Source organism: Nannocystis pusilla (assembly GCF_026626665.1).
Classification (GTDB): Bacteria; Myxococcota_A; Polyangia; order Nannocystales; family Nannocystaceae; genus Nannocystis; species Nannocystis pusilla.
In genome coordinates, this window is sequence record NZ_JAPNKE010000002.1 from 1,332,383 (window position 1) to 1,345,875 (window position 13,493).

The 13,493-nt window shown below is 72.5% G+C and carries 11 protein-coding genes; 6 read left to right on the forward strand and 5 right to left on the reverse strand.

From position 1 onward, the window contains the following. Positions 1–28 precede the first annotated feature (28 nt). Genes OV079_RS05925 through OV079_RS05935 form a run of 3 tightly spaced genes read right to left on the reverse strand, consistent with a single transcriptional unit; the run spans position 29 to position 3,740 of the window. Positions 29–2,257 (reverse strand): xanthine dehydrogenase family protein molybdopterin-binding subunit, encoded by a 2,229-nt coding sequence (locus tag OV079_RS05925; protein ID WP_267766741.1) that lies wholly within the window; start codon positions 2,255–2,257, stop codon positions 29–31. Next, positions 2,254–3,249 (reverse strand): FAD binding domain-containing protein, encoded by a 996-nt coding sequence (locus tag OV079_RS05930; protein ID WP_267766742.1) that lies wholly within the window; start codon positions 3,247–3,249, stop codon positions 2,254–2,256. The genes OV079_RS05925 and OV079_RS05930 overlap by 4 nt, the downstream gene beginning before the upstream one ends. Next, on the reverse strand, positions 3,246–3,740 hold the full coding sequence (locus tag OV079_RS05935) for a (2Fe-2S)-binding protein (protein WP_276602612.1): 495 nt from the start codon (positions 3,738–3,740) through the stop codon (positions 3,246–3,248). Before OV079_RS05935 ends, OV079_RS05930 begins: the two co-directional genes overlap by 4 nt. A 258-nt stretch (positions 3,741–3,998) precedes the next feature. On the opposite strand from OV079_RS05935, the gene OV079_RS05940 reads away from it, so the two are divergent. From OV079_RS05940 to OV079_RS05950, 3 genes are all read left to right on the forward strand, one after another. Further along, on the forward strand, positions 3,999–4,373 hold the full coding sequence (locus OV079_RS05940; RefSeq protein WP_267766743.1) for a winged helix-turn-helix transcriptional regulator: 375 nt from the start codon (positions 3,999–4,001) through the stop codon (positions 4,371–4,373). 76 nt (positions 4,374–4,449) lie between these two features. Then, a complete protein-coding gene (locus OV079_RS05945; RefSeq protein WP_267766744.1) occupies positions 4,450–5,109 on the forward strand; it encodes an FMN-dependent NADH-azoreductase in 660 nt (219 codons plus the stop codon). Positions 5,110–5,213: 104 nt separating this feature from the next. Next, positions 5,214–6,284: a S1/P1 nuclease gene (locus OV079_RS05950; protein ID WP_267766745.1), complete on the forward strand. Its 1,071-nt coding sequence runs from the start codon at positions 5,214–5,216 to the stop codon at positions 6,282–6,284. Positions 6,285–6,587: 303 nt separating this feature from the next. On the opposite strand, the gene OV079_RS05955 is transcribed toward OV079_RS05950, so the two are convergent. Then, positions 6,588–7,421, reverse strand: coding sequence for an MOSC domain-containing protein (locus tag OV079_RS05955; protein WP_267766746.1), 834 nt, complete (start codon positions 7,419–7,421; stop codon positions 6,588–6,590). Positions 7,422–7,771: 350 nt separating this feature from the next. Here OV079_RS05955 and OV079_RS05960 point away from each other — a divergent pair, with 350 nt between their 5' ends. The 3 genes from OV079_RS05960 to OV079_RS05970 all read left to right on the forward strand — a co-directional run bounded on the left by OV079_RS05960 (position 7,772) and on the right by OV079_RS05970 (position 12,834). Further along, entirely contained in the window at positions 7,772–10,195 is a 2,424-nt protein-coding gene (locus OV079_RS05960) for a sensor histidine kinase (protein ID WP_267766747.1), read from the forward strand. A 61-nt stretch (positions 10,196–10,256) separates the two neighbouring features. Beyond that, positions 10,257–11,414 (forward strand): alpha/beta fold hydrolase, encoded by a 1,158-nt coding sequence (locus tag OV079_RS05965; RefSeq protein WP_267766748.1) that lies wholly within the window; start codon positions 10,257–10,259, stop codon positions 11,412–11,414. 133 nt (positions 11,415–11,547) lie between these two features. Then, entirely contained in the window at positions 11,548–12,834 is a 1,287-nt protein-coding gene (locus OV079_RS05970) for a DUF3089 domain-containing protein (RefSeq protein WP_267766749.1), read from the forward strand. Positions 12,835–12,921: 87 nt separating this feature from the next. On the opposite strand, the gene OV079_RS05975 is transcribed toward OV079_RS05970, so the two are convergent. Further along, positions 12,922–13,365, reverse strand: a complete 444-nt coding sequence (locus tag OV079_RS05975) for a GNAT family N-acetyltransferase (protein WP_267766750.1) — start codon at positions 13,363–13,365, stop codon at positions 12,922–12,924. Positions 13,366–13,493 lie beyond the last annotated feature (128 nt).

The following is a 13,493-nucleotide window of genomic DNA, read 5'->3' on the forward strand; positions in this document are numbered from 1 at the left end:
TCGCTGGCGTCGGACGAGCGGCCAAAAATCACAGCAGCTTGTCGAGGGTGATCGGGAGCTCGCGGATCCGCCGGCCGGTCGCGTGAAACACGGCGTTGGCGATCGCGGCCGCGACGCCGACGATCCCGATCTCGCCGAGGCCCTTGACGCCGAGCGGGTTGACGACGTCGTCGCGCTCCTCGACGAACACGACGTCGATCGCGGGCACGTCGGCGTGGACGGGCACGTGGTACTCGCCGAGGTTGTGATTGACGAAGCGGCCGAGGCCGTGGTCGAGCATGCTGTGCTCCTCGAGCGCCATGCCGATGCCCCACACCACGCCGCCGAGGATCTGGCTGCGCGCGGTCTTGGGGTTCAAGATCCGCCCGCCCGCGACCGCGCTGACGACTCGTCTCACCGTCACGGTGCCGAGCGCCTCGTCGACGGCGACTTCGACGAACACCGCGGAGTGGGCGTTGCTGGTGTAGCGTGATTGGCGGGCGAGGTCGGGGATCGCGGTGGCCTGCTCGGCGATGCTGCCGAGGCCGGCGTGGCGCATGATCGCGGCGAGCGGCACGGCCGGGGCGACGCCGCTGCGCAGGCGCAGGCCGCGGTCGACGAACTCGACGTCCGCGAGCGTGCGTCCGCCGAAGGGCGAGTCGGGCAGGGCCTGCGCCAGCTTCAAGAGGGTGTGCTGCAGCGCGCGACACACCGCGAGCACGGCGGAGCCGACCGAGGAGGCGGTGGCCGAGCCGCCCTGGATCATCGCCGGCGGCAACGCGGTGTCGCCGAGCTCGAAGCGGACCGCGGCGAGCGGTAAGCCGAGCTGCTCGGCGGCGATCTGCGACATGATCGTGTAAGTGCCGGGGCCGATCTCGCCGCTGGCGCTGGCGACGTGCAGCCGGCCGTCGACGGTCAGCAGCGCCTTGGCCTGCGAGGGGGCCTGCTGCGCCTCCCAGATGCCGGTGGCCATGCCCCAGCCGATCTGCAGCGCGCCCTCCCGCATCGAGCGGGCGGCGAGGGTGCGCCGGTGCCAGCCGAACCGCGCCGCGCCCTCGCGGTAGCAGTCGCGCAGGGCCTTGCTCGAGAACGGGCGCCGGTGATCTTGATCCTCCTCGGCGTAGTTCTTGAGCCGCAGCGCCAGCGGGTCGATGTCCAGGGCGTCGGCCAGCTCGTCGATCGCCGACTCGAGCGCCCACAGGCCGGTGACGGCCCCGGGCGCGCGGGCGTCGATCGGCGTGTAGAGATCGAGCGCGGCCACGCCGTACTCGAGCCGCGTGTTCGGGCACTCGTAGAGCACGCCGGACCAGGGCACCACGTTCTCGCAGTAATCCTCGAAGCGCGAGGTGTTGCCGACGGCCTCGTGGATCAGCGCGCACAGCCGGCCGTCCCGCTCGGCGCCGAGGGCCACGCGCTGGCGCGTCCACGGCCGGTAGCCGATCGTGAACATCTGCTGGCGGCTCAGCACCACCCGGACCGAGCGCCGCAGCTCGCGGGCGGCCAGGACCGCGAGGAACAATTGATATTGCGGACGCAGGCCCGAGCCGAAGCCGCCGCCGACGAACGGGGTGACGACGCGGACCTGGTCGCTCGCCAGGCCGAACACCTTGCACACGTAGTCGCGGCTGTTGCTCACGCCCTGGGTCTTGTCGTGGATCGTCAGGCTGCCGTCGGCCTCGACGATCACGGTGGTGGCGTGCGGCTCCATCGGGTTGTGGTGCAGCGGCGGGTGCTCGTAGGTCGCCTCGACGCGCACGGGGGCGGCCGCGAGGGCCTCGTCGGCGCGCCCGCGCGGCTTCGGGGGCGGGGTGTAGCCCTTCTTGCCGCGGGCCGGCTCGTGCGCCTCGGACTCGACCTCGGCGAGGCGAGTCTCGTGCGGCGCGGCCTCGTAGTCGACCTTGACGAGCCCGGCGGCCTCGCGCGCGAGCTCGAAGCTCTCGGCGATCACGAGCGCGACGGGCTGGCCGCTGAACCGGATCTCGGCGTCGTGCAGCGGGCGCAGCGGGGAGCCGCCGGGGGCGACCATGTCGCGCCAGCTGCGGTCGCGCCAGGCCAGCCGCGGGGTGTTCTCGTGGGTGTATACCTGCAGCACGCCGGGCAGCGCGAGCGCCTCGGCGGCGTCGATGCGGACGATCTTGCCGCGGGCGATCGCGCTGCCGACGACGAAGCCGTGCACGAGGTCGGGGGCCGTGAACTCGCCGGCGTAGCGGGCCTGGCCAGTGACCTTGGCCCGGCCGTCGACGCGATCGTGTGGCTCGCCGGTCTTTCCCGTGGTCATGCGCGTGGCCCTCCGGCGACCGCCTGTTGCAGCGCGCGGACCACCGCGCGGCGGACGAGGGCGATCTTGAAGTCGTTGTGGCCGCAGCCGCGAGCGTCGCGCACGAGGTGCTCGCCGACGGCGGCGAACAGGGCGTCGTCGGGCTTCTGGCCGCGCAGCAGCGCCTCGGCCGTCGGGTCGCGCCACGGCTTGTGCGCGACGCCGCCGAGCGCGAGGCGGGCCTCGCCGATCGTGCCGTCGACCATCCGCAGGCCGACGGCCACCGACACCAGGGCGAACGCGTAGGAGTGACGATCGCGGACCTTGAGGTAGGTCGAGTGGGCGGCGAAGCCCTCGCGCGGCAGCGCGACGGCGGTGACGAGCTCGCCCGGCTGCAAGGTGGTGTCGCGCTCGGGCGCGTCGCCGGGCAGGCGGTGGAACTCGGCGAACTCGATCGCGCGCGCGCCGGCGGGGCCGGTGACGTGCACCGTGGCCGCGAGCGCGGCCAGGGCGACGCACATGTCCGAAGGGTGGACCGCGATGCAATGCTCGCTGGCGCCGAGGATCGCGTGGATCCGGTTGACGCCGTCGCGCGCCGGACAGCCGCTGCCGGGCGCGCGCTTGTTGCAGGGCAGGGCGGCGTCGTAGAAGTAATAGCAGCGGGTGCGCTGCAGCAGGTTGCCGCCGGTGCTGGCCATGTTGCGCAGCTGCGGCGAGGCGCCGGCGAGGATCGCCTGTGACAGCAGCGGATAGCGAGACACGACCTCGGGGTGGGAGGCGACCTCGCTGTTGCTGACGAGCGCGCCGATCTCGAGGCCGCCGTCCGGCAATGACTTCACGGCGCGCAGCGGCAGGCGGGTGATGTCGATGAGCCGGCTCGGCGCGGCGATCCGCTCCTTCATGAGGTCGACGAGGTTGGTCCCGCCGGCGATGAATTGGGCCGCGTCGCCATTGGCGGCCGCGTGCACGGCCTCGCCGACGTCGCTCGCGCGGGTGTAGCCGAACCGGTTCACGCGTCCCTCCGCGGCCGCATGGCCTGGCCGATCGCGGCGACGATGTTGGGGTAGGCGCCGCAGCGGCACAGGTTGCCGCTCATGAGCTCGCGGATCTGGTCGTCGCTGCGCGCGTGGCCCTCGGCGAGCAGACCGACGGCCGAGCAGATCTGGCCCGGCGTGCAGTAGCCGCACTGAAACGCGTCGTTCTCGATGAACGCCTGCTGCAGCGGGTGCAGGGCGTCGCCCTCGGCCAGGCCCTCGATCGTGGTGACGCTGGCGCCGTCGCGCATCACCGCGAGGCTGAGGCAGCTGTTGATGCGGACGCCGTCGACGAGCACCGTGCAGGCGCCGCACTGGCCGTGGTCGCAGCCCTTCTTGCTGCCGGTGAGGCCGAGGCGCTCGCGCAGCAGGTCGAGCAGGGTGGTCCAGGGCGCGACCTGAAGGCGCAGCGTGGACCCGTTCACCTTCAAGGTGATGGCGCAGGTGTCGTCGCCCATGCCGGGCAGCATGGGCGCGATGGTCGAGCGCGCGAGCGGTCGCGGCCTGGCGCGCCCGCGAGGCGTTCGCCGACCGTCGACGCCGGTGCTCGGCGCAAGACCCGCTCGGCGGAGCGGCTCGCGAGGGACCGCTGGCGGGCGCGAAGCCGACCGCGCCGCACACCGTCGCTGCGGCTCGTCGAGGAGCTCCGGCCGCTGGCCCTGGGCCGCGGCCATGCGACGCTGGTCGATGGTTGTCGGGCCGAGGAGGTCGGGCTAGCGTCATCGTCGATGAAGTCCCTCGCCGATTACGAGCAGAAGTTCGACCGGCTGCACGAGGATTGTCCCGTCCGCGCCGCGCTCGACGTCATCCGCGGGCGCTGGAAGCCCTCGATCTTCTACGAGCTCAAGGACGGCCCGCGGCGCTTCTCGCAGCTGCAGGCGGCGCTCGCCGGCATCACCGCGCAGGCGCTGACCGTGCAGCTGCGCCAGCTCGAGGCCGACGGCGTGGTCGTCCGCACCGTACACGCGGAGGAGAGCCCGCTGCGCGTCGAGTACGCGCTGAGCGAGTCGGGCAAGACGCTGTCGGGCGTGCTGGACCAGCTCGAGGTGTGGGGCGCGGCCTATATGGAGCGCCGCGGGGCGACGCGATCGCGGGTCGCCTGAGCCGCTCACTTTTTGGTGAGCAGCTCAACAATTTGCGAGGAGGCACGCGGCGAGGGGCGTCGCTACATTCCTCGCCATGCACAAGCTCCTCGTCGTCGATGCCAGCGGGCGCGTCACTCGCTCGATCACCCGTCGTCTCACCCGTCGCTTCGCCGAGGCCTGGCGCGCGCGCGAGCCCGGCGGCGCGGTGCTTCACAGGGACGTGGGGCTGGAGCCGCCGCCGCCGGTCGACGAGCCGTGGATCGCGGCCGCGTTCGGCGACCCCGCGACGCGCTCCGAGGCCGGGCGCGCGGCCTTGCAAACCAGCGACGCGCTGATCGACGAGCTCGAGGCGGCCGACGCGGTGGTGATCGGCGCGCCCATGTACAACTTCGGGATGCCGGCGCAGCTCAAGGCGTACTTTGACCAGGTGATCCGCGTGGGCCGGACCTTCGGCTTCGACGCGACCGCGGCCGAGCCCTACCAGCCGCTGCTGCGCGCGCGACCGGTGGTCGTGATCGTCTCGCTCGGCGACGGGGCCTTGAACCCGGGCGGCGCCCTGGCGCACCTCAACTTCCTCGAGCCGCACCTGACGACCTGCCTCGGCTTCATCGGCCTGACCGATGTCACGTTCGTCCGCGTCGGCTTCGACGAGTTTCAGGACGGCCGCTTCCGGGCCTCGATCGCCGCCGCCGAGGCCGAGGTCGACGAGCTCGCCGCGCGCCTCGCCGGTCCGCTCCCTCGCCTGGCGTCGTGAGCGGCGGGCGGTGACTCCGGCGTCGACTCGCCGGGCGCTCCGCGGTCGATGGCGCCGCCGAACTGCGGTAAGATCGGTCCGCGGAGGAGCCCATGCGCGTGAGGATGGCAGCGAGACTGACGATCGCCGCGGCGATCGTCGCGGCTCCGGGGACGGCGCGGGCGTGGAACGAGAGCGGGCACCGGATCGTCGCCCGCATCGCCTGGGACGAGCTGACGCGGGCGCAGCAGGTGTTCGCGTCGGAGCTGCTGGTCCGTCACCCGCGCTTCGCCGAGGACTTCGCGGCCCGCATGCCGCCGGAGATCGCGGCGCGCCCGGCCGACGACGCCGAGCGGCAGCAGTGGGTGTTCATGCACGCGGCGATCTGGCCCGACCTGCTGAAGGGCGCGAACAGGCAGCTGAACGAGGCGATCGCGGCGCTGTCGGCCGGCCCGGAGAAGACCGAGATCGAGCGCCGCCTCGCCGACGTGAAGCGCCACGACAACCCGACGTGGCACTACGACAACAAGCCGATCCACATCGACCCGTACGCGCTGCCGGCGATCGCCCCGCCCGCGACGCGACCGCTCGGGGTCCAGCAGGCGCTGCCGAACGCGCTGCGCGAGCTCGACGATCGCAGCCTGCCGGTCGAGCGCCGGGCGGTCGCTCTGGCGTGGGTGCTCCACCTGGTCGGCGACTCGCACCAGCCGCTGCACACGGTGGCGCTGTTCTCGTCGCGGCACCTGCCGCAGGGCGACCTCGGCGGCAACGCCTTGATCGTCCGGCTGCCCGGACCGGCCGGCGCGACGCCGACCCGGCTGCACGCGGTGTGGGACGACATGCTCGGCGACGATCCGAAGACGGAGCGGGCGGCCAAGAGCCGGATCGTCGCCGCCGTCCCGCGGCGGAGCCTGAAGCCGAAGCTGGCGGCCTCGGACGGCTCGGCGGGGGTCGAGGCGATGGTCAATCTGTGGCTCGACGAGAGCTACCGCGCCGCCGACACCAGCGTGTACGACGGTCGCCTGCGCGAGGCGTTGCTGGCCCCGCTCGCGGCCGGCGCGACCTCGCCGTTCCCGATCGCGCTCGACCGCCGCTACCTGCAAGCGGCCCGCGCGGTGGCGATGCGCCGCGCGGCCCTGGCCGGGTATCGCCTCGCCGATTGCATCGGCAGGGCGGAGAATCGAACTCGCCCGTGACCCCGAGACGCGCGCGACCAGCCGCGAGATCCCGGTGGGGTTATTGTAAGGACATGTCCCTTGATGCATGTCATGCGAATCCCGCCGTGCTCGGCGTCGTGAGCGGAGTGCCGGTGGTGAAAGTCCCGAGGGACAGGACCGAACGAGCAGGCCATGCGGGCGCCCCGCGGAGCCCGCCGCGCGGCCACGCCGGTTTTTTGTCCTGAAGGACATCGTAGAGTTCATGTCACCGGCTGTCGGCGCGGCGGCGGACTTGCTGCTCTTTCGGTCATGCCCGATGGGGCATGTCCCGAAGGTCACCCTTCAAGCCGGCGCCTCGCCGGCCAGCAGCGCCTGCACGCGCGCCAGCGAGGCCGCGATCGCGGCCGAAGGCGGGCCAGGGTCGCCGTCCGCGGTCAAAAGCTCGCCGACGCGCACGCGCCCGGGCGAGCGGGTCTCGGCGTAGGCGCCGGCGCAGGCGTGGCGGCCGAACGGGCCGAGGTCGAACTCGTGGTGCTCGGCGATCGTCCGCAGCGCCCGCGGAGCGGCGGGCAGCGCCTCGTGGGCGCGGGTGATCACGACGCAGCGCGGGGTCGGCAGGCCGACCGCCAGGGCCAGGCCCGAGGGGCCGCGGAGGTCGCGGCCGAGCAGCGCGTCCTCCGAGAAGGCGCCCGGTTCGTCGCCGTCGTCGAGCAGGAAGTTGGGGCGAAAGCGGCGCGGGTCCCATTCGACCTCCGGCTGCAGCGCCCGCAGATGCGCCAGGGTCCGGGTCGTGAGCACGTGGACCGGGGCGAAGTCCTGGTGGCGGCCGGGCGCGGCGAAGCGGCCGGGGACGTCGGCGGCGGCCTGCAAGCGCACGCGGCGGCCGAGCAGCGACGACAGCGCGGGCTCGACGTCCGCGCCCTCGACGACCTCGCCGTCGGGCAGCGTCACGCGCAGCGGCAGTAGGGCGTCGCGGTCGGCGAGCAGCGCCGCCCGGCAGGCGCGCAGGGCCGGGTGCGTCGGCCCGCGCTTGTTGGCGATCGTCTCGCCGGTGTCGACGTCGACCGCCACGTACTTGCGATCGCCGTCGCAGCCCGCGTGATCGACGTGGGTCTCGGGCAACGACTCGCCCAGCATCGCCTTGACGGGGTAGCGCCAGATCGCCAGGACGCCCATGGTCTCCTCCGGGGCGCCAGGGTAGCGCGGCGGGCGTGGCGGATGGGATGTCCGAAAGGACATCTGGTGACAGCGGCGGGCGGGCGCCGCGGGGCCGCCGCGGCGCGCGAAATGACGCCGACCGCCGATGCGGACGCGGTCGGCGCGGCGCCGGGCCGATTGGCAGCATTTGCGCGGCCGATCGGTGCCCGCAATCGGGGCACGGGCCGTCTTCAGGCGAGGGATCCCGCCGTGGTGTGAATCGGGCGCAGGTGCGTTCATCGGGCCTGCTCCGAGCCTGCGGCGGCGGTCGCCGCGCCCGCCCTCGCGGGGCGGTCATGCGCCGCCGGAACGTGATACGTAGGGGGCACTTGACCGTCCGCCCGCCACTGCTGCTCCGTCAGCACGTCTGGCGCGCCTTCCTGCGGGTCGCGCTGCTCCCGTTGCTGCTCGTGGAGATCGCGCTCATCGCGGTCTATCTGCTGGCCAACGTCGCCGGCACGCGCGAGAACCTGGCGGCGGTGCGCGAGATCGCCGACGCCGAGCTGGCGCGGATCGCCGCCCACAAGGCCGCGATCATCGACGGGCAGCTGGCCGGCGTGCGGCAGATGGCGACGCTCTACGCCCGCCAGACGCAGGAGGCGCTGACGCGGCCGTACACGCTGACGCCCGAGCAGCGCGCGACCTACAAGACCTCGCCCGACGGCGTGTTCTACAGCGAGCTCGGCGCGCCCGGCAGCTCGCTGTACTACAGCGCGGCGACGCCGATAGGCCCGGCCGAGCTCGACAAGGTCGCGCGCACGACCCAGCTCGACCCGGTGATGCGCGACATCCTGGCGAGCAATCCGCTGATCGTCCAGCTGTACTTCAACACGTTCGACTCGATGAACCGGATCTTGCCGGCGGTCGACAGCCTCGGCCAGTACGGCCCGCGGATGGACATCCCCTCGTACAATTTTTATTACGAGGCGGACGCCAAGCACAACCCGGCGCGCGAGGCGGTGTGGACCGACGCGTACGTCGATCCGGCGGGGCAGGGGTGGATGGTGTCGTGCATCGCCCCGGTGTACCGCGGCGACTTCCTCGAGGGCGTGATCGGGCTCGACATCACGACCAAGACGATCATCGCCGAGGTGCTCGAGCTGCAGCTGCCGTGGAGCGGCTACGGCGTGCTGATCGGCAAGGACGGCACGCTGCTGGCGTTGCCGCCGGCGGGCGAGGCCGAGTGGGGCCTGCGTGAGCTGACCGATTACTCGTACACCGAGCACATCACGCGGGACACCTTCAAGCCCGACGACTTCAACGTGTACAAGCGCCCCGACCTGGCCGCGCTGGCCGAGAAGATCCGCGGCGCGCCGCAGGGCGTGGCCGCGATCGACCTCAAGGGCCCGCACGTGGTCGCCTGGGGCACCGCGGCGCAGACCGGCTGGACCCTCCTCATCGTCGCGCCCGAGCGCGACATCTACGCCCAGGCCAACAGCCTCGGCGACCGTCTGTTCCGCATCGGCGGCTGGATGGTCTTCGGGCTCATCGCGTTCTATTGCGGGTTCTTGTGGTTCATCGCCCGGCGTGCGCGCCAGATCTCCGCCGAGGTCGTCACGCCGCTGCTCGCCATCGACGGCCTGGTGCGCCGGATCGGCGCCGGCGAGTACGTGGTCGAGCCGCCGCCGATCGTGATCGCCGAGCTCGACGCCAGCGCCCACGCGGTGGCCGAGATGGGCCGCCAGCTCGGCGCCGCCTACCACGAGGCCGAGGTCGCCCGCGACGGGGCCCAGCGCGCCTCGCAGCTCAAGTCGGAGTTCCTGGCGACGATGAGCCACGAGCTGCGCACGCCGCTCAACATCGTCATCGGCATGAACGAGCTGCTGCGCGAGGACGTGAGCGACCCGGAGCTGCAGCGCTACACCGACGCGATCGACAGCGCCGGTCGCGACCTGCTGCGGATCGTCGAGGACATCCTCGACCTGTCGCGCATCGAGGCCGGGCACATCGAGCTGTCGACCGCGCCCTTCGACCCCGCGGGCCTGGTCGAGTCGGTGGTGCAGCTGTTCGTGCCGCAGGCGCGGGCGCGCGGGCTGCATCTCGCGGTGGTCGTCGACCCGGCGCTGCCGGCCGCGGTCGTCGGCGACCAGGGCCGCATGCGCCAGGTGCTGTTCAACCTGGTCGGCAACGCCATCAAGTTCACGCCGCGCGGCGACGTGGTCGTGCGGGTGCGGCGGTTCGACGCGCGCCTGCGCGTCGAGGTCGAGGACACCGGGATCGGGATCCCGGAGCAGGCGCGCGAGCGGATGTTCCAGCTGTTCACCCAGGTCGACGGCTCCTACGCGCGCAGGCACGGCGGCACCGGCCTCGGGCTCAGCGTGTGCAAGCGGCTGGTCGAGCTGATGGGCGGCTCGATCGGCTATCACAGCGAGGCGGGCGAGGGCTCGCTGTTCTGGTTCGAGCTGCCGCTGGTCGAGCAGGCGCCGGCCGCCGAGATCTCGCCGTTCGCGGGCCTGCACGCGCGGATCGTCGGTGCGAGCTCACCGTCCCGCGACGCACTGGTGGCTACATTGAGGAACCTCGGCCTCGTCGTCGAGCGCGCGAGCGATACCGCGACGCCCGCCGACGCCGGCGTCGACGTCTGGATCCTCGAGGGCGACGTGGTCGCTCCGCCGAGCGCCGTGGCCATCGCTATCTCCGATGGTTCGCTGCTCCGGGGGTTCGTGGCCGCAGTCGCGGAGCCGTTCACGCGCGAGGCAGTGCGGGTCGCGCTTGCCACAGCTGTCCGGACAATGTCGCCACGATCGACCTGAATCGCACTCCGGGCAATCACCGTTGCGAGCGCTCCGCGCCTGGCCTATGACCGGACTGCTCATGCGTCGCGTGATTCGTCATTCATCGTTGTTGGCAGCCCTGGCCGTCGCTACTCCGGCCTGTTTCCTCGAAGACCTGCTGGACGGCGATTCGAGCCCCGTGCAGCACGACACCATCTCGCTGTCCACCGGCATCGACGTGGCCTACCGCGAGCTCGGCGACCCCGACGGCGACGTGGTCATCTTCCTCCACGGCTACACCGATACCTCGCGCTCGTTCTTGCCGACGGCGCTGGCGCTGCACCAGCTTGACGACGATTATCACCTGTACGTCCTCGACCAGCGCGGCCACGGCGGCTCGTCGATGCCGCCCGCGGCCGACTGCGCCGCCGCGCCGGCGCAGTGCTTCGAGCCGGCCGACCTGGCCGACGACGTCATCGCGTTCATGGACGCCAAGGGCATCGCCCGCGCCTCGATCGTCGGCCACTCGATGGGCAGCTTCGTCGCCCAGGAGCTTGGCCTGTCGCACCCGCAGCGGGTCGACAAGCTGGTCCTGATCGGCACCGCCGCGAGCGTGGTCGGCAACGTGGTGCTGCAGGACTACATCCTCGCCGAGCCGGTCGAGGGCTCGTGGAAGGCCGGCTTCGAGGCCCAGGGCCTGCAATTCCCCGAGGACGTGTACGAGCTCGATCCGCTCGACGCGAACGCCGACGCGCAGGCGTGGATCGAGGGCGCGTGGGTGGTCGACCCGGCGGCCGACCCCGACTACCTGGCCTCGATCGTGCCCGAGACCGCGGCGACGCGGATGGGCACGTGGATCGGCGTGGCCCGGGCGCTGCTGCAGACCGACAACAGCCAGCGCCTGCAGGACCTGAGCGTGCCGACGCTGATCCTGTGGGCCACCCAGGACGGCTTCTTCTACGACGACCCCGACCAGCAGGCGCTGCGCGCCGCGCTCGACGTGGCCGTCGACGCCTGCAAGCTCGAGTACTGGTTCAAGCAGTACGGCAAGCGCCCGCTCGGCCCCGACGGGGTGCAGGTCGACGACCTCGGCCACAACACGCAGTGGGCCGCCCCGGAGGAGGTCGCCCGCGACCTCAAGGCGTACCTCGGCACCGGCAAGCCGACGACCGACTGGTATTATTCGGCCGACGGCGATCCGCAGCACATCGTCACCAAGAAGAAGGCGGCGCCGCTGATCCACGGCAAGTGCGAGTGACGGCCCGCTCGCGGCCAGCGAGGTCGGCGGTCCCGCGAATGCGACTCGCTGCTGCGATTCGTCGACGCGGGGCGCCCGGGGGCGCCGAACCTCCGACGACCGCGCTTGACAGGCGGTCGCCGCAGATCTTTACGTGAGGCGATGCTCACCGCTCCCCGGGTCCCGCTGGCCGTCCTCCTCGTGCTCGTCGCCTGCGGCGGCGAGCAGCTCCACGGAGACGGGGACGGCCGCGACGTCGACGGAGCCCACGACGACGACGACCGGCACGACGGTCGACACGACGACGACCACCACCACCGAGGCCGCACCGACGACCACGGGCACCAGCGGCGATCCGAGCACCACCGGCGCGCCGCTCGAGGGCTACGCCGATCCGGCGCTGTGGCTGTGTCACCCGGACAAGCCGGTCGACTCGGACGCCTGCCTCTCCGCCGACCTGACCGCGACCGAGCTCCTGCCCGACGGCGGGACCGCGATCGTCGAGCACACGATCGCCGCCGCGCCGGCGTTCGACTGCTTCTACGTCTACCCGACCGTCGACATCCGCCTGCAGCCGGGCCAGACCGAGAGCTTCGACGACCTCGATCAGGAGCTGGACCCGCTGCTCAACCAGGCGGCTCGCTTCACCTCGATGTGCCGGATGTTCGCGCCGCTGTACCACCAGGTGACGATCGGCACCTACGGCAGCGGCGAGGCCGAGACGCTGCTGACCGCGGCGTACCAGGACGTGCTCGCTGCGTTCGAGAGCTACCTCGAGCACCACGCCGACGGCCGGCCGCTCTTGATCCTCGGCCACTCGCAGGGCACGTACATGACGACTCGGCTGCTCCAGGAAGTCGTCGAGCCCGACCCGGTCCTGCGCGAGCGGCTGCTGGCGGCGTTCCTGCTCGGCGGCTCGTTCAGCGTGCCGTTCGGCGCGGCGGTCGGCGGCACGCTCTCGACCATCCCGCTGTGCGACAGCGCCGAGCAGCTCGGCTGCGTCGTCGCCTACCGCACCTACGCGGCCGAGCTGCCGCCGGAGGGCGGCTCGAACGCGCCCGACATCCCCGGCAACGACGTCGCCTGCGCCAACCCGGCCGCGCCCGGAGGCGGCTCGGCGCGCGCCCGCGGGGCGTTCTTCCCCAACTTCACCCACCAGGAGGCGGTGTTCCCGAAGATCGACTTCGGCGCGGTCATCGACACGCCCTTCGTGGTGATGCGCGACTTCTACGACCTGTCGTGCCAGACCGACGGCGACGGCCAGCACTTCCTCGCGGTCGCGCCCGCGCCCGACGACGGCGACGTGCGCACCGACCCGATCGACGTCACGGCGCCGCTGTTCGCCCCGGCCTTCCTCGGCCTGCACGTGCTCGACTACAACTTCGCGCTGCAGGACCTGCTCGACGCCGCCGCGGCCAAGGCGGCCGCCGCGGGCCTGTGAACCCGAGGACATGTCCCGAGGGGAAGGTCCGAAAGGGCATGGCCTCGGCGGCATGGCGCGAGGAACATGCCCTGAACGCCATGAGACTCAGTCGAGCGGCCGCGTCATCAGCACCCGCGGCGGGGCGGTGAAGCCGGAGCGGCGGTAGAGCTCGAGGGCGGGCGTGTTGTCGGTGCGGACCATCAGGTGGACCGCACGGGCCCCGTGGGCGCGGGCGGAGGCGAGGGCGGCGTCGAGGAACAGGCGCCCGCGGCCGGCGCCGCGGACCTCGGCCCGCAGATACAGCTCGGTGAGGAAAGCGTCGCGACCGCCCCACTCGAGGTCGAAGCCCCAGGTGAGCACGAAGTAGCCGAGCGGCGCGTCGCCCTCGAGGCCGAGGACCACGGTGCCGAGCCCGGGCGAGCCGATCAGCGTCCGCAGCGGCGCCTCGCCGGGGCCGCGGCGCCACGGGATGTGCTCCAGGCGGTTGAAGTCCTCCATCATGTCGAGGATCGCGGGGACATCGGAGCTCGTGGCCGGGCGAAAGTGCATCGTGCCGGCACTATAGGGCCCACCGCGGAGCTTGCGCGCGGGCGGCCGGTTTCACGCGTCCGGGCGCCCCCAGGGCCGGCGGGCGCCGATCCGTGCGCGGAGAGCGGCGGCGCGCAGGCGCGTGCGCG